Origin of the sequence: Klebsiella sp. K-3, assembly GCF_051207495.1 — a bacterium.
In the GTDB taxonomy this organism is placed as follows: Bacteria; Pseudomonadota; Gammaproteobacteria; order Enterobacterales; family Enterobacteriaceae; genus Klebsiella; species Klebsiella aerogenes.
Window position 1 is genome coordinate 202,212 of record NZ_JBPNXF010000010.1, and the last position, 22,031, is coordinate 224,242.

Below are 22,031 nucleotides of genomic sequence, written 5' to 3' on the forward strand. Positions count from 1 at the left end.
CGCTACAACTTAGTCGAGTAAGGGGCAGTTAGATAAGGCCTTTCAGGCCGATGTGTTGTACTGACTCAGAAATCTTTTTTACGGAAGCTATCGCGGATGGCGTCCCCCATCAGACAGGTCAGGTTCATCCAGGTAGGCTCGACTGCGAAATTCGCCATGTTTCCAGCCATATTGTCGAACGCTCGCTTGTTGGTGTAGAGCATGTGCCCTGGTGACATAAACTTTGCCTCCATGATCGATTTCTCAACGTTCTCGTAATTGAGTAGGTTGCCAAAGTTGCCGCGACCAGAAACGAACGTCTTGCCTGCCTCATTTCCACCCCAGGTAAGATAGGGGTTGAGAAAAATGAAGGACGGCATGCTGTTGATGGCGACCGCACCATATTCCAGGTCAGACACCGCCTGCTCGAGTAATTTCTGATGGGCCTTTCTGGTGTCCTCATCGATAAGTATCGCGCTGGCGAGCGTGCCCAGGAGCTGGGTGTTGGCGAACTTGACGGCGCCGGGGAGAAAGTGCGCGGCATTGGCTGGCAGGTCAAGCGGCACCTCAGCGAGCACCAGGCTGAACGCTTCATGTGAAGTGGCGTAGCCACCGGGCTCAACGCCTGTTAGTAATATGACATCGGAATGCGGATACTTGCCGCCCTCGGGGCTCAGTACTTCCGCATCGGGATAGGCCTGGCGAAAACCATCCACGACCTTGTCGGCACCGGGGTAGTACATACCCATGGCCGGAGTAGTCTCCGAGATAGCGACCCGCAGCGCGTCGAGGAATTCCATGCGCTGCGGCCAGTGCTTGCTTGTCACCAGAGTCTGGGGACGACCGCAGTTCGCGCCACCATTGAACTTTGCCATGGTGGCTATCTGCACTGCCTGATGCTCAATTTCCTTCTTTGTCCATGGCCGGTCGCCCGGCACGATGATGCATGGGTTATTGCCGCCGCATTCGGAGATAAGCGGCGTCTCTGTCGCTGACATAATAGCCTCGGCCGTTGCGGTTCCACCTGTAAAGTAAATCCGGGAGAGGCGGGGGTCTACTGTCAGGTCTTGTCCCCGATCGGCATCGCAGAAGCTCAGAACGCGCCGATCAATCAGCGGCTGCATGATCTTCGCCCAAATCCTGTCGGTTTCTTCGTTCAGGTGATGCGGTTTGTGTACGACCGCACAGTTCTCGAAGAAGATTGCTTTCAACACCTCGAGCGCTGAGCTGTAGTTACCGGCACCCAGCACGGCAATAATACCCGCGGGCTTTTCCATCGGATTGATTTGTTTCGGCGTGCCTTTCACACGGATGCGACTCTTCTGATCCGCGTACATCAACTTGTCCTTCCGCTCCTGCGGAAAGACATAAATGTCGTAGAGATCCTCACTCACTTTTTCCACGCTCAGCGGCTGTGGCATCTTGCCGTCGAGAATGGATTCATAAAGGATGATGGCTGCCGAGACGGTACTCGCCATAGGAACGACGGTAGCAACCTTAGACATTGGGTATGAAAAAAGAGGCGCACCGAGGATGCCATTCTTCATTTTGCTGTCGGCGAAGGCGAGGTCATCACCGTACTTCTTCAGGTTTGCACGGACTTCCTCCAGCAGACGCAAACGTTCTGCGGGAGATGTTGTGGTCCATTTTTGGGGATCCAGTTGGTCGATAGCTTCGGTAGCATTCATTGGAATTTCTCTATTGCTCAGATTGGACCGCCAGGACAGGTGGAACGTGTCCTGGCTGGTGCGATGTTTACATCTCACTATAGGAAGCAAGCCGCGACAACGCTCTGGCAATCCGCGCCAATTTTAATGCGAGAGATGCCAGCACAGGGAGTGAGTCGCGAATGTTACAGGTTGGCGCAACGTGCAGTCATTGTGGCGCGGTTTGAAGGGGGTTAAGCGCACGACTGCTCTATACTCTGAGCGTCGGTTGAATGAGCAATAGTGACGGAGTTCTGAAGGTGCAAAACAAAACTTTTCCCATGGATATTGGCTGGCTGGCAATACTGAAGGACTTAGGTGTTCAGCCTGGCCATGTATTGCGTCGGGCCGGCCTTCCAGACGATTTACTCTCCCGTACAAGACACGGGCTTTCTGGCGAAGACTATTTTTGTTTCTGGCGCGCTTTAGAGGCTGAGGCAAGTGATGCCATGTTTCCCTTACGCATTGTCGAGACTCTCTCGGCTGATTCTTTCAACCCACCACTGTTCGCTGCCCTGTGCAGCGCGAATCTGGTACAGGCTATGCATCGCCTCGCCAAATACAAGCAACTTGTGGCGCCCATGAGCCTGGAAGTCAATACGGGTGACGCAGGCGAACTGGTCGTGACGCCTCGCTGGTTGTCGATACAAACCGAGGTACCTTACTCGCTGCAAGTGGCCGAGATTGCGTTTTTCGTGCGACTAGCCAGACTGGCTACCCGTGAGCACATTAAGGCGTATCGCGTTATCCTGCCGCAACTTCCATCCAGTCATTATCTCCGGCGTTACGAGAATTTCTTCGGCGTACCTGTGCAAAAGGGAGAGTATCCAGCAATCGCTTTCGCCGCTGTGGATGCTTTGCGTCCATTCCTGACGGTCAACGAAAGCATGTTTCACGCGTTCGAACCCGATCTTCGTCGACGGCTCAGTGAACTTGATTCGACGGCGTCGACGGCGGAACGCGTGCGTGCTGTCTTACTGGAGCTGTTGCCTGGTAACGCGGCTACCATTGAGAAGGCCGCGGAACGACTGGGTTTGAGCAAGCGTACGCTTCAACGTCGGCTTGAGGAGGAGGGTGAAAACTTTCGCGCCCTGGTCAATATGGTGCGGGAGAGCCTTGCCCGACACTATCTGGCAAATACCACGATGTCCGGCGCAGAGATCGCTTTCCTCCTGGGATTCGAAGATCCCAATTCCTTTTATCGCGCATTCCAGGGGTGGACTGGGAAAACACCTGACAGCGTCCGTCATGCCAAAGAAGGCCTATTTTGATGTCAATCCAGACAACGTCAGATTCCAGGGAGAAGCTAAGCTTCTCCCTGAATTTACCCTCAGGCGTTTGCCGCCGCCTTTAACCGCGCCTTCATCAGGCTATAGGTCGTCCAGGCGTACCGTTCCGCCCAGTCCTGGTCGGCAATAGCCTCTACCTTCACCGCGCAGTACTTGGTTTCCGGCGTTTTCGAGATAGGATCCAGATTATCCTGGGTCAGCTCATTACAGGCGCCGACCCACCACTGGTAGGTCATATACACCGCGCCGGGGTTGATCCGCTCGCTGAGATCGGCGCGAGTCATCACTTTGCCGCGCCGCGAACTCACCCATACCAGCTGACGATCGGCGATATCCGCCCGCTCGGCATCAGCAGGGTGCATTTGGATCCGGCCCGGTTCGTCCGCCAGCGACTGCAGCGCCGCGCAGTTGCCGGTCATTGAACGGCAGGAGTAATGGCCGACTTCGCGCACCGTGCAGAGCACCAGCGGGAAATCATCGTCCGGCGTTTCCGCCGGCGCGCGCCATGGCGCGGCGAACAGTTGCCCTTTGCCCGATGGGGTATCAAAGTGATTATCCTGATACAACCACGGCGTGCCGGGGTGATCGAGCGTCGGGCACGGCCACTGCACGTGGCCCATATCGCCCATTTTCTCCCAGGTTACGCCGTAGAACAGCGGGCAGAGTTCGCGCATTTCATCCCAGATTTGCTGGTTACTGGTGTAATGCATTGGATAGCCCATCTCGCTGGCCAGTAGGCTGATAATTTCCCAATCGCGTTTCACGTTACCTGTGGGCGGAATAGCCTGTTCAAAACGCTGGAAGCCGCGGTCGGCGCAGGTAAAGACGCCGCCGTGCTCGCCCCAGGATGTCGCCGGCAGCAGAACGTCAGCCACTTCCGCCGTTTTAGTCATAAAGATATCCTGCACCACCACGAAATCCAGCGCTTCCATCCCTTTGCGTACCAGACCCAGATCGGCCTCGGTTTGCAGAGGATCCTCGCCCATGATGTAGTAGGCTTTGATTTCTCCCGCCAGCGCTTTATGCGGGACTTCAGTGATACGGGTGCCGATTTGCGTATCCATTAGCGCCGGATCGATGCCCCAGGCATTGGCGAATTTGGCGCGCACCGCGGCGTCGGTGACGTCCTGATAGCCCGGGAACTGGTTGGGTAGCACCCCCATGTCGCAGGCGCCCTGGACGTTATTCTGTCCGCGCACCGGGCCGACGCCGACGTTGGCCCGTCCGAGGTTGCCGGTCAGCAGCGCGAGGCTGGCGAGACCGCGGACGACATCAACCGCCTGGCCGAACTGGGTTACGCCCATTCCCCACATAATGGTGGCGGAAGGGGCGGCGGCGAAGGTGCGCATCGCCCGCCGGATGGCCAGCGCGGGGACGCCGACCAGCGCTTCCACAGCTTCGGGAGAGTAGTCTTTCACCGCCTCGCGGTAGGTCTCCAGCCCTTCGGTATAACGCTCAACGTAATCGTGATTGTAGAGATCTTCTTCCAGCAGGACATAGGCGAAGGCGTTGACCAGCGCCATATTGCTGCCATTGTTGAGTTGCAGATGCTGGTCGGCGATGCGGGCGGTTTCAATGCGCCGCGGATCGCAGACGATGATTTTCGCGCCGTTGTCGCGGGCTCTCAGTACCCGTCTCGCCACGATAGGGTGAGAATCGGCGCAGTTATAGCCAAAGACCAGCAGACATTTTGAGTTCTCAATATCGCTTATCGAGTTGCTCATCGCGCCATTGCCGAGAGAAGCCTGTAGGCCGGCGACCGACGGCCCGTGGCAAACGCGGGCGCAGCAGTCGACGTTATTGGTATTGAGTACCGCACGGGCGAATTTCTGCATCACGTAATTGGTTTCATTACCGGTGCCGCGGGACGATCCGGTAGTCATAATGGCGCGCGGGCCATATTTGGCCTTGATCTCGCGGAGCTTAGCGGCGGTGTAGCGAATCGCTTCTTCCCAGCTGACCGGGGTGAACGGGCCGCCTTTCTGATAACGAATCATCGGCTGCTTGAGGCGAGGCGTGAGAAGCTGCGTGTCGTTGAGGAAATCCCAGCCGTAGTAGCCTTTCAGGCATAGCTGGTTTTGATTGGTGACGCCGTCAGCGGCCTCGGCGCGAATGATTTTATCATTTTCGACAACCAATTTGAGTTTACAACCCGCCCCGCAATAGGGGCACACGCTGGTAATTTTATTCATCAGTAACAGACCTGTTAACAGTGAAGATAGGGCGATAGCGCGCCGGGCCCGGCAGGCTACCGTCAGCAAACGCGCGACGTCGAACGTCGTGCGATGCACTTCGATTGCATAATGCGTGCCAAAGTGAAAATAGCGCTGATGACGCGGGATGAAGGTGATGAAGACGCGGGAAAATCACTGACGTCGTCACAAGTGACGATGACGCGGGACGCCGTGGCTGACGATCGCCCCGCGGGGGCTGAGGTTAAGCGTTGACTTCCATGTTCTGCTGCAATTGGTTCAACGTCTCCTGCGACATCCCGGCCTGCCGCGCGGCGACGCAGATCGCCTGCCAGCTACTGGCATCGAGCGGAATACCGTTTGCCAGCCGCTGCTGACGATTGGCCGCTTCCCACTCACCCGGCGCCAGAATAGGCGTATCGGCATCGTGCGGCGACCGTTTACACCAGTCGATAAAGGCCTCGGTTTCGCGCTGCATCTGCGGCGCATCGAAGGCTTCAGGGCTGAGAATAATGGTAGTCATGCAGTTGAAGATGGCGTCGACGCAGCCCTGCAGGCTATCCTGGTGGGTCGTTTGTCCGCCCGAGACCGCGCCGCCGAGCACCTCGCACAGCGTCGCCAGGGCATAGCCTTTGTGTTGGGCAAAGGTGAGCAGGGCGCCAAGCGGCGAGGTCTGCATCACCGCCGGATCGGTGGTCGGTTCGCCGCGAGAATCAATCAATGAGCCGGCAGGCACCGCTTCGCCTTTATGCCATGCGACGCGGGTTTTGCCAAAAGCGATGGCGCTGGTGGCGTAATCGAGCAGCAGCGGCGGGTGGCCTTCACGCGGGAAGACGACGCAGAGCGGGTTAGTGCCGAAGCGGCTATCTTTGCCGCGAAATGGCGCCACCATCGGGTCGCCGACGACGCTGACGAAATGAATGGATATTAACCCCTGCGCGGCGCACTGTTCCGCCCAGTAACCGATGCGCCCGATATGGTGAGCATTGCGCAGCGCCACGGCGGCCAGGCCGTGCTGTTTGGCTTTTTCAATCCCCAACTGCATGGCTTCATGGGCAACGACCTGGCCGAAACCGGCGTTGCCGTCGAGGGTGACGACGGCGCCGGCGTCTTTCATCACGCTGGCGTGACGGTTAAGTTGCAGAAACCCTTCGCTATGGGATTTTACGTAACTCGGGATCATGCCGACGCCGTGGGAATCGTGTCCGGCAAGGTTGGCTGCGATCAGGTGGTCTGCGACCAGCGCGGCTTCGGTTGGCGAACTGCCCAGCTGCGTGAACAGGGTGGTGACGAAGTGGTGTAGCTCCGTGGGGCGAAATCGATGTCCTGTAGGCACGGATAGTCTCCTCGATGTATGTTGTTGTTTTGTTGCGTTTGCCGTTCCATGCTGCGCCGCAAGGCGCAGAAGATCAAGGAGCTAGCCGTAGAATTTAGGTTTAGAGATAATAAATCGGTATACTTATTAGTGTGAAAAAATAACCGATATATCATATGGATACGATCTTCTTAGCAAAGTGTTGTTTATAGAAGAAAGTAAATAGCGATACCGCCTTTATTTATTGAGGCTTTATATCTAGAGTTATATTTGTGACGCATTAAATGCGCACCAGACATTCGCCTGTATACCAATAAATATGCTCAGAGTATTTTCTTAAAGCATGGAAAACTCACACTAATGATATTCTACCTTATCATATAGAGGTTTATTATGCCGATTTCTGCACAGCAATTATCTCAGGTTGTTATTAATGAGTGGGACAAATGGGGAACCTATCCAGGAACGCCGAATTTAAAATCGCAACATTTGGAGTCACAGGCTAAGTTCTCTCCTATTGTTCATCAATACTGGCAATCTATAGGTGCTGATTTGGACGGAACGAGCCCTTATGCATGGTCGGCTGCTTTTATTTGTTTTTGTATAAAACAGATAGGCTATACTGGCCATGATTTTCCACTAAAATCGTATCATTCCGAATATTGCGCCTATATCTATGCGGGGAAATATCCAAAATTTTCATTGTTAGATCCAGAACTTACCCCGGTGCAAGTAGGCGATATCATTTGTAAAAGACGGCCTGATGCAAATGGCAACTATCATGAGCCATTAACCTACTATAGTGCAATTTCTTTTTATAATAACATTCTTGTTGACGATAATAATAATTTTGATTCTCACAGTGATATTGTTATTGAGGTTAACAATGGTACGATTTTAGCCGTAGGGGGAAACGTTAGCGATGCAGTTGCTTCATCAACCTATGATCTGACAAGTAATGGCGGACTGAACATGAATGATGCTCCTTTTTTAGCTATTATTAGAATAAACTCATAATAGAGCTAAGATAAATGACAGGAGAACATCAATGATGTTCTCCTGGTTTATATCCTAGTTCAGTTTGGTTTCGCATTTTTTCATTTCGTTGAATAGCTCGTTGGTTTCCGCTTGGGACATATCAGAAACAGTATTTGCATTATTTCCTGTAATCACTGGAGTTGGCATTTTATATGGGTTGTTAATAATGGCGATTAATCCAGAAATATCGGGGGTGCCGAGTACCATCGAATATTGCAACTGTCTTAACTTCCCTCTGACATTAGTTAATGAGTCCAGCGCGGCGTTACGAATGGCATGATTATCAGGAAACTTACGGTCTTTGAAAGGAAATGTTGCCATATACAGACACTGCATCGCCTGAGAAGCCAAATCGTAATTATGCGATTGCACTTCAAGGCGGTATCGCTTGCTGTATAGGGTACCTGCCGCACCCACTGACGCGCCGGCAATCACCGTCTCAGGGGATTTAGTGGCTAGTCCGACAGCACTGGCCAGTAATCCGTAAAAGGTTATTTCATCTGCTGTTTGCGACTCCAGCTTTTTGGTATCGGCAACGTGTTCCCATTTTATGGCGAAGGCTTTGTATGCACCAACTACCTTTTTAAAAGAATCCAGACCATCGGCATAATTATGACATGTACGAGCGTTCTGAATACACTCTTTATCGGCATCAATAACCGGAACCGGGAGTGGTGAGCTGCAGGAGATAAGCATTGATAACCCGGACAACAGCCAGTATTTCATAGTTAATGATGCTTGGTGGGGAGTAACGGGAATCCCGGAGTGGCTTTACCGGGCCAAATTTCATACCTGACGGCGATTTCATCAATACCTCCGTGTCGCGGATTTCCGCTTACCCCTAGCGCCTCTGCTGCAGCAATACTTAATTCACCAATACCATTGCCGCTACTATCTGCAACCACGCAATTTATAGATTTATCTTTCCATGTTACTCTCGCCTGGCATCCAATCACTGTGCCTTTTGTTTGCGCGATCACTATCTTTGGTACGGCAATGTAAAGAACTGTCGCTGCATCGATATAAGCTTTGGGGTCATCTAATGAAATATGTTGATAATGTAATGATGTTTTAGATGCAATAATTCCTTGCGGAAATATTTTTGGTTGACCATTGCTTTCTAAGATGGCATTAACTCCACTTGTAGGGTTTATTTTGTGGAATACACCATTGGAATCTATTTTTAAATTAAGGCTAACTAAACGATCGCTGCCGATTTCCTTAAAATGGTCATTTATTTGGTAAGCAGCGGGAGAGCCGTTTTGCCCATTGGCGCCATCCGCATCAATACTGGCATCCGCCGTATAATAGACATATTCGCCTTCCTCAGTATTTTCAAGGTGTATATCAACCGGGGTTTTGTGTTCTTTTTGGACGACATAAAGTGTACCAATAATAGGCATAAGATTTGCTCCAGCTTAAATGGGAATAGATGACTTGTTAAAAATAAACGGAATTGCACTCGCTTAAAACATTCAACATCAACAGACTGATAGCCGCAAATTGCTATCAGGTGATTTATGAAAAACGGTCAACGAAAAATACGGCAGATAAAAATGTTATTGTCGATTAAAATGAGTCTGGCACAAAAGCAAGAAAATACAATGCTGGCCGTTAAAAATAATTTCGCATAGTAACTTTATGTATTTATAAGAAATTACCATGATGACTGTATAGGCTCGTTACTGAGACCCGCAGTTAGTGGCCGACTATAGGCGCTGGATAAACAGGCTTCAATACGCAGCATTAATCTGTGACCTCGCTCGCTGTTTTCACTATTCGCTGAATAAACTCCATAAACACTACTTTTTAAACTACACCATTGTCACAAAAGCCATAAAAACCCCAACCGCAGCGTTGCAGAGGGTGTTGTAGCACTATATGTTAAATTTGTGTTTAATTATTGATGCTTAAGGGTTGATTTTATGTATAAGAAAATCGGTGGTTTAGTGGTTTCACTGACGACAGTCTTCTCGTACTCCGCGCTGGCGGAGGTGCCGCAGGGCTACCCGGCAGATTATCAAAAAGTCGTTGATGCCGGGGTGAAAGAAGGTAAAGTCGTGGTTTATTCCACAACGGACACCAAAGCGGCAGGGCCGTTAATTAAAGGCTTTGAAGCGCAATATCCTGGGATTAAAGTTGAATATAACGATATGAACAGCACCGAGCTGTACAACCGTTATATTAGTGAACAAGCCGCCGGCGGCGGGAGCGGCGACGTGGTGTGGAGCTCTTCCATGGACACGGCGCTGAAATTAGCCACCGATTATGCGCAAGAGTATGCCTCGCCGGAAGTCGGCAAGCTGCCGAAATGGGCGGTCTGGCAGCAAAAAGCCTACGGCACAACCTATGAGCCGGTGGTCTTTATCTATAACAAACGGCTGATCCCACAAAATGAAGTGCCGGATTCACATACCGCATTGGCCAAACTTATCGCCGGGCAGGCTGATAAATTTAAAGGCAAAGTCACCACCTACGATATCGAGAAATCGGGGCTTGGTTTTATGCTGGCGGTGCAGGATAGCAAAGCTGACGCCAACTACTTCGCCGACCTGGCGAATATCGCCAAAGGCGGCCTGACGGTGCAATCTTCTACCGGCACCATGATGGAGCGCGTCTCCTCCGGTGAAAACCTGATCGGCTATAACATCCTGGGATCCTATGCCGAAGCGCGCGCTAAAACCGACCCGTCATTAGGCATCGCCTATCCGAAAGACTACGTGCTGGTGCTGTCCCGAGTCTCATTTATTACTGCGGAAGCAGGACACCCAAATGCGGCGAAACTGTGGTTCGACTACGTACTGTCGGAAAAAGGGCAAACAATTCTTGCCTCTCAGGGCGATATCCCGTCAATTCGCAACGACATTGAAGGTAAAAATGATATCGACGGGATGACCAAATTACTGGGCAATGCGCTGAAGCCGATTCCGGTGGATGAAAGCCTGCTGCAATATCTGCAACCCAAACAGCGTCTGGAATTTATTAAGCAATGGCGTGCCGCTGCTGCGAAATAAAGTAATTACCTATGAAACTTCCCCTGGAACGTATCCGGGGGAATGATCGTATCAGTATTCAGTAAATAAGTACTCATTATCTCTTCTTGATAATTTATCTCTGCACTTTGCCAGGGGAATTAAAGATGAACATTTTACGCAGAAAGTGGCAAGGGCTACCGCGTGGCATAGTGGTATTGATAGCGGCACTGGTAATTTACGTTCCGCTATTATTTATTGTGGCGCAAAGTTTTCTTTCCGCACCATTTTTTGCCCGCTCTAAAGAGTGGAGCCTCGAAGCCTTCGGTTTTATTTTTACCGACCCGGATTTTTACCTGGCCTTACGCTCTGGATTTATCCTCGCTTTTGGTCTTGTCATTATCGCGATTCCGCTGGGCGGAATTCTGGCCTTTTTAATGGTACGTACCGATTTACCCGGCAGGCGTTTTATTGAGCCGCTGATCCTGGTGCCGATTTTCGTCTCGCCGATGGTGTTGGGCTTTGGTTATGTGGTGGCCGCCGGGCCGGTCGGTTTCCTGTCGCAGTGGGCGCAGGCGTGGCTGGGTTTTGTGCCCTGGAATATCTACTCGATGTTCAGCATCGTGGTAATAGCCGGTTTAACGCACGTCCCGCATGCCTATCTTTATATCTCCTCGGCGCTACGTAGCGTCGGTTCGGATGTGGAAGAGGCGGCGCGTACCGTCGGCGCCACGCCGCTGCAGGTGATGACCTCGGTGAGCCTGCCGATGGTACGGCCATCCATTCTTTACGCCTGCGTGCTGCTGTTCTTCCTCGGCCTGGAGGTCTTCGGCCTGATGCTGGTGCTCGGCGATCCGGAAGGCAACATGGTGCTGGCGACCTATCTCTATAAGTTGACCAATAAACTGGGAACGCCCTCTTACCATCTGATGGCGGCGGTCGCGGTGGTGTTAATCTGCATTACCATTCCGCTGGTGATGTTGCAGCGCCGGTTGATGCGTACCGCCAACCGCTTCGTGACCATGAAAGGTAAAGCGTCGCAGTCGCGCGCCTTGCCGCTGGGGAAATGGCGTTGGGTCGCGGGCGCGGTCGTGGTGGCGTGGTTAACCGTGACCATCGGCGTTCCGCTGCTGGGTGTGGCGCTACGGGCCTTTATTTCCAATTGGGGCGTTGGCGTTTCGCTATGGGATGAGCTGTCGCTGGCGACTTTCCGCAACATCTGGCAGCAGCCGAATCTGCTGCGGGCGATCGTCAACTCGATGGCGATCGGGATTATCGGCGGTGCGTTGGCGGTGGTGTGCTATCTGTTTGTCGGTATCGCCATGCACCGTAAACCGGATAACGTGACGCGCTTTCTCGACTACAGCGTGCTGGTACCTCGTGCGGTGCCGGGCCTGTTGGCCGGTTTGGCGTTTCTGTGGGTGTTTCTGTTTGTGCCGATGTGGCTCGATCAGTCATTGAAAAATGGCTGGCTCTCGGCGCTGCCGGTCGCCGACTGGCTGCGCGAACACCTTATCGTGCAACTGCGCGCGCTGCGCAACACCATTTTCAGCGTCTGGTTGGCCTATACGGTGGTGTGGATGGCCTACGGCCTGCGCCTTATCTCATCAACGCTGCTGCAGGTGGCGCCGGAGCTGGAGGAGGCCGCGCGCAGTACCGGCGCTTCTCGCGGACAAATCACCCGCCACGTCACCATTCCGCTGGCGCGCTACGGGCTTATCGGTTCCTGGCTGCTGATGTTCCTGATCTTTGAACGCGAGTATTCAACCGGCGTTTATTTGTTGTCGCCAGGCACCGAAACGATCGGGTCGATGCTGGTTTCGTTGTGGGCGGCGGGCGCCATTGATATCGTCGCGGCGCTATCGTTTATCAATATTCTGCTGGTGGTAGTCGGTCTGGGTATCGCCCTGCGCTTTGGAGTGAAATTACATGATTGAGTTATCGGTAGACAATTTGCATCTGACCTATGGCGACAACCCGGTGCTGAAAGGGGTGTCGATGGAGCTCAAACGCGGGGAAGTGGTGTCGCTGCTTGGCCCTTCAGGTAGCGGGAAAACCACGCTGCTACGTGCGGTCGCCGGGCTGGAGAAACCGACCGCCGGGCGGATCACCATCGGCAATAGCGTGGTTTATGACGGTAGTCCGCGTAGCGAAATCCCGGCGGAAGAGCGTAATCTCGGGCTGGTGTTCCAGTCCTACGCCCTGTGGCCGCATAAAACGGTATTCGACAACGTGGCCTATCCGCTGAAACTGCGTAAAGTGGCCAGCGGCGAGATTAAACAGCGGGTGCAGAGCGTACTTGATCAGTTAGGTCTGGGACATCTGGGCAACCGGCACCCGCATCAGCTTTCCGGCGGCCAGCAGCAGCGTGTGGCGATAGGACGGGCGCTGGTCTATAACCCGCCGGTTATTCTGCTGGATGAGCCGCTATCCAACCTCGACGCCAAGCTGCGTGAAGAGGCGCGGGTATTCCTGCGCGAGCTCATTATCAAGCTGGGCCTGTCGGCGCTGATGGTCACCCACGATCAGAATGAAGCGATGGCGATCTCCGATCGCATTTTGCTGCTTAACAACGGCGTGATTGAACAGCAGGGGACGCCGCAGGAGATGTACGGTAACCCAGCCACCCTGTTCGCCGCCGAGTTTATGGGCAGCAATAACCGCCTGCACGGTAAGGTGACGGCGCTGGAGAATGGGCGAGCGCGGGTTGAAGGCGCCAGTTGGGCGCTATGGGGGCGCGCGGGCGAGGGGGTCAGCGTCGGTCAGCCGGCGACGGCGGTGATCCGCGTCGAACGGCTGCGCCTTGACTGCTCGCCGCAGGACAATAGCCTGGAACTTCCGCTGCTGACCAGCATGTACCTCGGCGATCGGTGGGAATATCTGTTCCGCACCGAGGGCGATGACTTTGCGATTCGCGCCTACGGCACGGCCCTGCGTGACGCCGAACATTGTCACCTGACGCTGCCCGCGGATGATGTGTGGATTTTCCCGCAGCGATAAACTTTGCTTAGGGCGCCAGATGACACACCGCTTCGATATTGTGTCCATCTGGCGCAATGACAAAGGCGGCGTAGTAATTGGCGTGGTAATTAGGCCGTAATCCCGGCGAGCCGTTATCCTTGCCTCCGGCGGCCAGCGCCGCGTGCCAGAAGGCGTCAACCTGCTCGCGGCTGTCGGCGCAAAAGGCGATATGCAGCGGCGCGGGTTTATCTTCGCTTTGATAGAGGCATAAAGAGGCGTCGTTCGCTCCGGCTAACTCCGCGCCGTAAGCCGGCTCGCCTTCGCCCGCCAGCGTCACGCCGAGCGGCGCCAGCGCCTGTAAAAAGAATGCCTTGCTCGCGGCATAATCACTGACGCCAAATTTGACATGATCGAACATAAATTCTCCTTGTGGTTGGGAATATCTGTACGACATCACCGGGTCGTTAAATTGATAAGGGAACCAGTATCGATTTAATTAACAACGGTGATTAACTAATTTAACAGCTCGAATTGTTTAATTATTCATTAAGCGAGTATTTACAGGTGCTTAATCTGCCATGTACCATAAACAAAAAATAACAAATGTGATACATATCACCCTTTATTGGCGCTTTGGTAAAACCAAAGGCGCGTAATTTCCGCATGACTTACCGCACTCAGGTTATTAAATGCCCGATCTTATCGTGACAACCCGGTGAATATTTGCGCCATTTTCCCGCGTTGCGTTGAGAATCGTCTAATATCCAAACGATAACCCTATAAATCTTATCGCTATTGGCGATTTATTGTACGTCTTATTGGCCAGAGCCAGAGGGTCTGTTGCGTAATCGCTGAATGGTATCGGTACCAGAGCGAGGTTTGCTGGGCTTGTAAGCGTCAAAACAGTAATTTAATTGACAGGAATGTGATTATGTCGAGCGAGAAAACCAACAATTCGAGGCGTGATTTTTTAGTAAAATCAATGGCCTTGATTCCAACGGTCGTCATCGGCGGCGGTAGCGTGGGCGCCATTGGCGTGGCGACGAGCGCCACGGCGCAGGCGGCTTCCGCACCCTCTGCCGGTGGCAACGCCGCATCCAGCGACTGGAAGCCGCAATTCTTCAACGATCGTGAGTGGCTGTTTATCAACGCCGCCGTCGCTCGCTTAATCCCAGCCGATGAACTCGGTCCAGGTGCTAAAGAGGCCGGTGTGCCGGAGTTTATCGACCGTCAGCTCAACACCCCTTATGCCACCGGTTCCATCTGGTATATGCAGGGGCCATTTAACCCCGACGTGCCGAAAGAGATGGGCTACCAGCTGCCGCTGGTACCAAAGCAGATTTATAACCTCGGTATCGCCGATGCCGAAGAGTGGTGTCAAAACCAGTATCACAAGAGCTTTGCTGAACTGAGCGGCGAACAGCAGGATGAGGCGCTCGGTCTGTGGGAATCCGGCAAGGCGCAGTTCAAACAGCTGCCGGCCTCGCTGTTTTTCTCCTATCTGTTGCAAAACACCCGCGAAGGCTTCTTCAGCGACCCTATCCATGGCGGCAATAAAGGCATGGTCGGCTGGACGCTGATTAATTTTCCCGGCGCGCGCGCCGACTTTATGGACTGGGTTGAACGAGGCGAACGCTATCCCTTCCCGCCGGTATCAATTAATGGGGAGAGGGCGTAATCATGGCGACCGTATTGAAAAAAACCGATGTAGCGATCGTTGGCTTCGGCTGGGTTGGCGCGATTATGGCCAAAGAGCTGACGGAAGCGGGGCTCAACGTCGTCGCGCTGGAGCGCGGCCCGATGCGCGATACCTGGCCGGACGGCGCTTATCCGCAGGTTATCGATGAGCTGACCTATAACATCCGCCGCAAGCTGTTCCAGGATCTCTCTAAAAGCACGGTGACGATTCGTCACAACACCAGCCAGCAGGCGGTACCCTATCGCCAACTGGCCGCCTTCCTGCCGGGGACCGGCGTTGGCGGCGCGGGTTTGCACTGGTCCGGCGTGCATTTCCGCGTCGATCCGATCGAACTGCGTATGCGCAGCCACTATGAAGAGCGCTACGGCAAAAACTTCATTCCCCAGGATATGATCATCCAGGATTTCGGCGTCACCTACGACGAACTGGAACCGTTCTTCGATAAAGCGGAAAAAGTCTTTGGCACCTCCGGTACCGCCTGGTCGGTTAAAGGGAAGGTTGTCGGTAAAGGCCGCGGCGGTAACGCCTTCGCGCCGGATCGCTCGGACGATTTCCCGCTGCCGGCGCAGAAAAATACCTGGTCGGCGCAGCTGTTTGAAAAAGCGGCGCTGGAAGTGGGCTATCATCCCTATAACCTGCCTTCCGCAAACACCTCCGACTCCTATACCAACCCGTATGGCGCGCAGATGGGGCCGTGTAACTTCTGCGGTTTCTGCAGCGGCTACGCCTGCTACATGTATTCGAAAGCCTCGCCGAACGTGAACATTCTGCCGGCGCTGCGCCAGGAAAAACGCTTTGAACTGCGTACCAACGCCAACGTGCTGAAGGTCAATCTGACCGACGATAAATCCCGCGCCACCGGTGTGACCTATGTCGACGGTCAGGGCCGTGAAATGGAACAGCCGGCGGATCTGGTGATTATCGGCGCCTTCCAGTTCCATAACGTGCATCTGATGCTGCTTTCCGGGATCGGTAAACCGTACAATCCTGAGACGGGCGAAGGGGTCGTCGGGCGTAACTTCGCCTATCAGAACATGACCACTATCAAGGCCATTTTCGATAAAGATACTTTCACCAACCCGTTCATTGGCGCGGGCGGCAACGGCGTCGGCGTCGATGACTTCAACGCCGATAACTTCGATCACGGCGCGGCGGGCTTCGTCGGCGGTTCGCCGTTTTGGGTCAACCAGGCGGGGACCAAGCCTATCTCCGGCGTGCCGGTGCCCCCGGGTACCCCGGCGTGGGGCAGTAAATGGAAATCGGCGGTGGCCGACACCTACACGCACCACCTGTCGATGGATGCCCACGGCGCGCATCAGTCCTATCGCCAGAACTATCTCGATCTCGATCCGAACTACAAAAACGTCTTTGGTCAGCCGCTGCTGCGCATGACCTTCGACTGGCAGGAAAACGACATCAAGATGGCGCAGTTTATGTTCGATAAGATGGCGCCGATCGCCAAAGCGATGAAGCCGAAATATATGCTCGGCAGCCCGAAAAACGCCAATAGCCACTTTGACACCACCAGCTACCAGACCACCCATATGAACGGCGGCGCGGTGATGGGCGAAGATCCGAAAACCAGCGCGGTGAACCGTTATCTGCAGAGCTGGGACGTGCATAACGTCTTCGTCATCGGCGCTTCCGCTTTCCCGCAGGGGCTGGGCTACAACCCGACGGGGACCGTTGCCGCGCTGGCCTACTGGTCGGCGAAGGCTATCCGCGAACAGTACCTGAGAAATCCGGGTCCATTGGTGCAGGCATAAGGGAAAGCAAATCATGAAAATGCAATGGTTATCGGCACTGGTTCTCGGTGCGTTAAGCTGCGCGGCGTTCGCCGAAGAGGCGCCTGCGGACAGCAATCTGATTAAGCAGGGCGAATATCTGGCGCGCGCCGGCGACTGCGTGGCCTGCCACACCAACGGTAAAGAGGGCAAACCTTTTGCCGGCGGTCTGCCAATGGAAACACCGATCGGCACCATTTATTCCACCAACATCACGCCGGACAAAGCGCATGGTATTGGCGGTTATACCTTTGAAGAGTTTGACGATGCGGTGCGTAAAGGCGTGCGTAAAGACGGCTCAACGCTCTATCCGGCAATGCCATATCCTTCCTTCGCCCGTATCAATGAAGCGGATATGCGCGCCATGTACGCCTACTTTATGCACGGCGTGGAGCCGGTAAATGTCGCTAACAAAGACACGGACATTCCGTGGCCGCTGTCGATGCGCTGGCCGTTGGCGTTCTGGCGCGGCATCTTCGCCCCGACGCCGAGCGACTTTGTCGCCAATCCGCAGGTGGACCCGGTACTGGAGCGCGGCCGTTACCTGGTGGAAGGGCTTGGCCACTGCGGCGCCTGCCACACCCCACGTAGCCTGACGATGCAGGAAAAAGCGCTTAGCGAAAGCGAAGGCGATGATTACCTGGCGGGTAGCAATGCGCCGATTGACGGTTGGGTGGCTTCCAGCCTGCGCGGTGAAAATCGCGACGGGCTGGGGAGCTGGAGCGAAGCTGAACTGGCGGAGTTCCTGAAAACCGGGCGCAATGATAAATCCGTGGTCTTCGGCGGCATGAGCGACGTGGTTGAGCACAGCCTGCAGTATCTCTCGAATGACGATATCACCGCTATTGCCCGCTATCTGAAGTCGCTACCGCCGCGCGGCGGTAAACAGACGCCAGCTCCGGTGGAAGATAGCGTGGCGAAAGATCTGTGGAAAGGCGATGACAGCAAAACCGGCGCGGCGCTGTACGTCGATAACTGCGCTGCCTGCCACCGTACCGACGGCGTCGGTTATAAACGCGCGTTCCCGTCGTTGAAAGGCAACCCGGTGGTACAGACCGAAGATGCGACCTCGCTGATTCACATCATTCTGACCGGCAACACCACGCCGGCGGTGAAGGATGCGGTCTCGAACCTGACTATGCCGTCATTCGGCTGGCGTCTTGACGATCAACAGGTTGCGGATGTGGTCAACTTCATCCGCACCAGTTGGGGCAACAACGCGCCGCCGGTGAGCGCCAGCGATGTGGCGAAAGTACGAAAAGATAAGTCGATGATTCGCGATGAGAAGGCGTTAGGTAACGCCGACGTCTCGAAACTGCCGGCTGCTGCAGAGTAACTGAGCCGGGGCGGGGCACTGGATTCGCCCCGCCTGAGGTAAAAAACGTGATGACACCTGAACAACAGGGGACACAGCCATGATGCCGGAACTGGGCAACTACCTGCTGTGTCTGGCGGCAGGGCTGGCGCTGCTGCTAAGTATCTTTCCGCTATGGGGCGCGGCGCGTCAGGAACGATGGCTGATGGCATTAGCCCGGCCGCTGGCCTGTGCGCTGTTTATCTGCATCATCGGCGCGTTTGCGCTGCTGGTGCATGCCTTTGTAATCAATGACTTCACCATCCGCTACGTGGCGGAAAACTCCAACAGCGCGCTGCCGGTGTGGTACCGGGTGGCGGCTACCTGGGGAGCGCACGAAGGCTCTTTGCTGCTGTGGGTGCTGCTGCTCAGCGTGTGGACGTTCGCCGTCGCGCTCTTCAGTCGTCAGATGCCGCCCGACGCGGTAGCGCGGGTGCTGGCGGTGATGGGGATGATCGCCTTCGGTTTCTTGCTATTTATCCTGTTCACCTCCAATCCGTTCAGCCGCAGCCTGCCGCTGTATCCCGTAGATGGCCGCGATCTCAATCCTATGCTGCAGGATATCGGGATGATTTTTCATCCCCCAATCCTTTACATGGGCTACGTTGGCTTCTCGGTGGCCTTCGCCTTTGCGATTGCGTCGCTGCTGGCGGGGCGGCTGGATACCGCGTGGGCGCGATGGTCGCGCCCGTGGACGCAGGCGGCGTGGATGTTCCTGACACTTGGGATCGTGCTGGGCTCGGCGTGGGCCTATTACGAACTGGGCTGGGGCGGCTGGTGGTTCTGGGATCCGGTGGAAAATGCCTCGTTTATGCCGTGGCTGGTTGGCACCGCGTTGCTGCATTCACTGGCGGTAACCGAAAAGCGCGGCAGCTTCCGCGCCTGGACCGTGCTGCTGGCGCTGGCTGCGTTTTCGCTATGCCTGTTGGGGACTTTCCTTGTGCGATCTGGCGTGCTGGTATCGGTGCACTCCTTTGCCTCCGATCCGGCGCGCGGGATGTTTATACTGGCTTTGTTGACCCTCGCGATTGGCGGCTCGCTGCTGCTGTATGCGGTGAAAGGCGGGCGAGTGCGGGCGCGAGTGGAACATACGCTCTGGTCGCGCGAGTCGTTCCTGCTTGGCAACAATATTCTGCTGATGGCTGCGATGCTGGTGGTGCTGTTAGGCACGCTGCTGCCGTTGGTGCATAAAGCGTTGGGGCTGGGGACGATATCGATCGGCGAACCGTTCTTCAATACCATGTTCACCGCGCTGATGGCGCCGTTTGCGCTGCTGCTGGGGCTAGGGCCGCTGATTCGTTGGCGCCGCGATGAGCCACGTAAACAGCTTAAACGACTGGCGATATCGCTTCTTGTGACGTTGTCACTTTCTCTGGTCTTGCCATGGCTTCTTCAGGACCGCATCACCGCGATGGCGGTTATCGGCCTGATGATGGCGCTGTGGGTGCTTATCTTCGCGCTGATTGAAGTCCATGAACGGGCCACGCATCGCCACGGCTTCTGGCGCGGTCTGCGTACCTTAACGCGTAGCCAGTGGGGCATGGCGCTCGGCCATGTTGGCGTGGCGGTAACCGTCATTGGCATCACCTTCAGCCAGAACTATAGCATCGAGCGCGATGTCCGCATGCGGGCTGGCGACAGCCTCGATATTCATCGTTATCACTTCGTCTTCAAGGGCGTGCGTAATATCGTCGGGCCGAACTGGAGCGGCGGCGAGGGGGTGATTGCCGTCAGCCGGAACGGTCGCCCGGAAGCCACGCTGTATGCCGAAAAACGCTTTTACACCGCCAGCCGGATGATGATGACCGAAGCGGCCATCAGCGGCGGGTTTACCCGCGATCTTTACGCCGCGCTGGGAGAAGAGCTGGATGATGGCAGTTGGGCGGTGCGTCTGTACTACAAACCGTTCGTGCGCTGGATCTGGTACGGCGGCGTACTGATGGCGCTGGGAGGGCTCTGCTGCATGCTCGATCCGCGTTACCGCCGGTCGCGGCAACAGAAAACAGCAGCGGATCGCAATGACATAAACCGCTCGCTGTACCAGTCCCGACTGCGCGAACTTGAGCAGGAGCGTACTGACGGTAATGAGGCGATGATCGTCGAGCTGCAACGTACGCTGCTGGCGGATATCTCGCCGCAGGAACCAACGCGCGTTCGGCCGCTTAGCCGCTGGTTGCTGCTACCGGGGGCGCTATTGTTGGTCTTCGTCAGCGGCGGGCTCTATCTGAAAACCAGCGATGTGGGTCAGGTGCTGCTGTGGCGACAAAGCGAGCGTCATTATCCCGCGCTGCTGGCGCAGGCGAAGGATCCGACCGCTGCGCCGCTGCGGATGGATGAGTTGGCTCAACTGAGGCTTGGGCTGCGCAGCCATCTGCAGGATAGCCCTGACGATCTCGCCGGCTGGCAACTGCTTGGGCGGCTCGGCCTGCTGCTAAACGATGGCGAGACGGCGATCGGCGCTTTTGGACGGGCGCATAAGCTGGCCCCGGCTGACCCGGCGGCAGGCTTTGATTATGCCAGCGCGCTGGTGCGGGCGGGTGATAACGCGCAGATGCGGATGGGCGAGCTGTTGCTGCGCGAGCTGCATCAGCGGCAGCCGAAAAACCTGCCGGTGCTGGAGATGCTGGCGCTCAGCGCGGTCCGCAATGAAGACTATCCGCAGGCGGTAGCGGCGCTACAGCAACTGCTGATGTTGTTGCCGGAGGGCGATGCCCGCCGTGAGGCGATTGCCCGCCAGCTGGCGCAGGCGCAGCAGCAGGCGCGGTAAATATTTGCTTTTTCTGCACTGCTCCCCGGTCGCGCTGTCGCTTACCGGGGCTACAAATGGCAGTGACCGCGCGAACGGTAGGCCGGGTAAGGCGCAGCCGCCATCCGGCAAAATAACGCCGTAACAGACGAAAAAAAGCCCCTGCGAACAGGCAGGGGCAAACCATGTCAGAGCTTATTTTTTATTAATTGAACACCATGCCGCCATCGATCAGCAGCGATTGACCGGTCATATAATCGGAATCCGGGCTGGCAAGGTAAGAGACGCAGGCGGCGACATCTTCTGGTTCCGACAGGCGGCCGAGGGTGATGCGTTTGGCGAATTCGGCGGTGCCATAGCCCAGAGGTTTTCCGGCCGCTTCGGAGACCTGACGATCGATCTCGGCCCACATCGGCGTTTTCACAATCCCCGGGCAGTAGCCGTTGACGGTAATACCCAGCGGCGCCAGGTCGCGGGCGGCGGTTTGCGTTAAACCGCGTACGGCGAATTTGCTCGAGCTGTAGACCGCCAGTTCCGGGTTGCCGACGTGACCGGCCTGGGAACAGGCGTTGATGATTTTGCCGCCGTGACCCTCTTTTTTAAAGGCATCGACTGCCGCCTGAATCCCCCAGATCACCCCTTTAACGTTGATGTTGTAGACCTTGTCGACAATCTCCGGCGTAATGGATTCGATAGGCGTTGATGGCGCAACCCCGGCGTTGTTGACGATGACGTTGAATCCGCCCAGCGTTTTCCGCGCCTGTTCGACGGCGGCAAACACCTGCTCGCGGTCGGAAACATCGACTTTGACCGCGATTGCTCGCCCACCGTGCTGATTGATTTCATCCGCCACGGCTTTTGCCGTAACGTCATTGTAATCGGCGATCGCCACGGCAAAACCGTCCTTCACGAGGCGTAACGCGATAGCTTTACCAATGCCCTGACCGGCGCCGGTGACAAGTGCGACTTTTTTCATTTCCATTTCCTTTTGTGATG

Annotated in this window: 16 protein-coding genes and 1 pseudogene; 10 read left to right on the top strand and 7 right to left on the bottom strand. The window is 55.3% G+C overall.

Annotated features, from left to right (window positions below; genetic code table 11):
- Positions 1-65 precede the first annotated feature (65 nt).
- A complete protein-coding gene (locus tag ACSEMK_RS18165; protein ID WP_430915237.1) occupies positions 66-1,667 on the bottom strand; it encodes an aldehyde dehydrogenase family protein in 1,602 nt (533 codons plus the stop codon).
- Between the two features lie 278 nt (positions 1,668-1,945).
- Between ACSEMK_RS18165 and ACSEMK_RS18170 the strand changes: the two genes are divergently transcribed.
- A complete protein-coding gene (locus tag ACSEMK_RS18170; RefSeq protein ID WP_430915236.1) occupies positions 1,946-2,956 on the top strand; it encodes an AraC family transcriptional regulator ligand-binding domain-containing protein in 1,011 nt (336 codons plus the stop codon).
- A gap of 59 nt (positions 2,957-3,015) precedes the next feature.
- Here the strand turns inward: ACSEMK_RS18170 and fdhF are convergent, their stop codons facing one another.
- Positions 3,016-5,166, bottom strand: coding sequence for a formate dehydrogenase subunit alpha (fdhF, locus tag ACSEMK_RS18175; protein WP_430915235.1), 2,151 nt, complete (start codon positions 5,164-5,166; stop codon positions 3,016-3,018).
- A 244-nt stretch (positions 5,167-5,410) separates the two neighbouring features.
- Positions 5,411-6,502 carry a malate/lactate/ureidoglycolate dehydrogenase gene (locus ACSEMK_RS18180; RefSeq protein ID WP_430915234.1) on the bottom strand — a complete coding sequence of 364 codons (1,092 nt, stop codon included), beginning with the start codon at positions 6,500-6,502 and terminating at the stop codon, positions 5,411-5,413.
- Positions 6,503-6,874: 372 nt separating this feature from the next.
- On the opposite strand from ACSEMK_RS18180, the gene ACSEMK_RS18185 reads away from it, so the two are divergent.
- Positions 6,875-7,498 carry a DUF2272 domain-containing protein gene (locus ACSEMK_RS18185; RefSeq protein ID WP_213316786.1) on the top strand — a complete coding sequence of 208 codons (624 nt, stop codon included), beginning with the start codon at positions 6,875-6,877 and terminating at the stop codon, positions 7,496-7,498.
- 54 nt (positions 7,499-7,552) lie between these two features.
- Here ACSEMK_RS18185 and ACSEMK_RS18190 read toward each other — a convergent pair whose 3' ends face one another.
- Together ACSEMK_RS18190 and ACSEMK_RS18195 are read right to left on the bottom strand one after the other, a co-directional pair.
- Entirely contained in the window at positions 7,553-8,245 is a 693-nt protein-coding gene (locus ACSEMK_RS18190) for a hypothetical protein (RefSeq protein ID WP_213316787.1), read from the bottom strand.
- 2 nt (positions 8,246-8,247) lie between these two features.
- Complete coding sequence (locus ACSEMK_RS18195; protein ID WP_348854598.1) at positions 8,248-8,922, bottom strand: hypothetical protein; 675 nt, start codon at positions 8,920-8,922, stop codon at positions 8,248-8,250.
- 522 nt (positions 8,923-9,444) lie between these two features.
- Between ACSEMK_RS18195 and ACSEMK_RS18200 the strand changes: the two genes are divergently transcribed.
- The 3 genes from ACSEMK_RS18200 (at position 9,445) to ACSEMK_RS18210 (ending at position 13,491) form a co-directional block, all read left to right on the top strand.
- Positions 9,445-10,533, top strand: a complete 1,089-nt coding sequence (locus ACSEMK_RS18200) for an ABC transporter substrate-binding protein (protein WP_047066592.1) — start codon at positions 9,445-9,447, stop codon at positions 10,531-10,533.
- 125 nt (positions 10,534-10,658) lie between these two features.
- Positions 10,659-12,428 (top strand): ABC transporter permease, encoded by a 1,770-nt coding sequence (locus tag ACSEMK_RS18205; protein WP_087857872.1) that lies wholly within the window; start codon positions 10,659-10,661, stop codon positions 12,426-12,428.
- The gene (locus ACSEMK_RS18210) at positions 12,421-13,491 is read left to right on the top strand and encodes an ABC transporter ATP-binding protein (protein WP_213793728.1); all 1,071 of its coding nucleotides are present in this window, start codon (positions 12,421-12,423) and stop codon (positions 13,489-13,491) included. Before ACSEMK_RS18205 ends, ACSEMK_RS18210 begins: the two co-directional genes overlap by 8 nt.
- Positions 13,492-13,498: 7 nt before the next feature.
- On the opposite strand, the gene ACSEMK_RS18215 is transcribed toward ACSEMK_RS18210, so the two are convergent.
- Positions 13,499-13,870, bottom strand: coding sequence for a VOC family protein (locus tag ACSEMK_RS18215; protein WP_430915233.1), 372 nt, complete (start codon positions 13,868-13,870; stop codon positions 13,499-13,501).
- Positions 13,871-14,380: 510 nt separating this feature from the next.
- On the opposite strand from ACSEMK_RS18215, the gene ACSEMK_RS18220 reads away from it, so the two are divergent.
- From ACSEMK_RS18220 to ACSEMK_RS18240, 5 genes and pseudogenes are all read left to right on the top strand, one after another.
- Positions 14,381-15,130 carry a gluconate 2-dehydrogenase subunit 3 family protein gene (locus ACSEMK_RS18220; RefSeq protein ID WP_183269031.1) on the top strand — a complete coding sequence of 250 codons (750 nt, stop codon included), beginning with the start codon at positions 14,381-14,383 and terminating at the stop codon, positions 15,128-15,130.
- A 2-nt stretch (positions 15,131-15,132) separates the two neighbouring features.
- The gene (locus tag ACSEMK_RS18225) at positions 15,133-16,917 is read left to right on the top strand and encodes a GMC family oxidoreductase (RefSeq protein ID WP_015366945.1); all 1,785 of its coding nucleotides are present in this window, start codon (positions 15,133-15,135) and stop codon (positions 16,915-16,917) included.
- Positions 16,918-16,927: 10 nt separating this feature from the next.
- Positions 16,928-18,271, top strand: a complete 1,344-nt coding sequence (locus ACSEMK_RS18230; protein ID WP_161799854.1) for a c-type cytochrome — start codon at positions 16,928-16,930, stop codon at positions 18,269-18,271.
- Positions 18,272-18,350: 79 nt separating this feature from the next.
- Positions 18,351-20,510: pseudogene (gene ccmI / locus ACSEMK_RS18235) on the top strand (c-type cytochrome biogenesis protein CcmI); the annotation flags it as partial.
- Positions 20,511-20,537: 27 nt separating this feature from the next.
- Complete coding sequence (locus ACSEMK_RS18240; protein ID WP_435336621.1) at positions 20,538-21,056, top strand: tetratricopeptide repeat protein; 519 nt, start codon at positions 20,538-20,540, stop codon at positions 21,054-21,056.
- A gap of 184 nt (positions 21,057-21,240) precedes the next feature.
- Here the strand turns inward: ACSEMK_RS18240 and ACSEMK_RS18245 are convergent, their stop codons facing one another.
- Entirely contained in the window at positions 21,241-22,011 is a 771-nt protein-coding gene (locus ACSEMK_RS18245) for a (S)-acetoin forming diacetyl reductase (protein WP_087857867.1), read from the bottom strand.
- Positions 22,012-22,031 lie beyond the last annotated feature (20 nt).

Excerpts from the sequence above, each read along its gene's own strand:
- ACSEMK_RS18245 (WP_087857867.1), bottom strand. The coding sequence starts at position 22,011 with ATGAAAAAAGTCGCACTTGTCACCGGCGCCGGTCAGGGCATTGGTAAA.
- ACSEMK_RS18215 (WP_430915233.1), bottom strand. The coding sequence starts at position 13,870 with ATGTTCGATCATGTCAAATTTGGCGTCAGTGATTATGCCGCGAGCAAG.
- ACSEMK_RS18165 (WP_430915237.1), bottom strand. The coding sequence starts at position 1,667 with ATGAATGCTACCGAAGCTATCGACCAACTGGATCCCCAAAAATGGACC.
- ACSEMK_RS18210 (WP_213793728.1), top strand. The coding sequence starts at position 12,421 with ATGATTGAGTTATCGGTAGACAATTTGCATCTGACCTATGGCGACAAC.
- ACSEMK_RS18200 (WP_047066592.1), top strand. The coding sequence starts at position 9,445 with ATGTATAAGAAAATCGGTGGTTTAGTGGTTTCACTGACGACAGTCTTC.
- ACSEMK_RS18185 (WP_213316786.1), top strand. The coding sequence starts at position 6,875 with ATGCCGATTTCTGCACAGCAATTATCTCAGGTTGTTATTAATGAGTGG.
- ACSEMK_RS18195 (WP_348854598.1), bottom strand. The coding sequence starts at position 8,922 with ATGCCTATTATTGGTACACTTTATGTCGTCCAAAAAGAACACAAAACC.
- ACSEMK_RS18225 (WP_015366945.1), top strand. The coding sequence starts at position 15,133 with ATGGCGACCGTATTGAAAAAAACCGATGTAGCGATCGTTGGCTTCGGC.
- fdhF (WP_430915235.1), bottom strand. The coding sequence starts at position 5,166 with ATGAATAAAATTACCAGCGTGTGCCCCTATTGCGGGGCGGGTTGTAAA.
- ACSEMK_RS18190 (WP_213316787.1), bottom strand. The coding sequence starts at position 8,245 with ATGAAATACTGGCTGTTGTCCGGGTTATCAATGCTTATCTCCTGCAGC.
- ACSEMK_RS18205 (WP_087857872.1), top strand. The coding sequence starts at position 10,659 with ATGAACATTTTACGCAGAAAGTGGCAAGGGCTACCGCGTGGCATAGTG.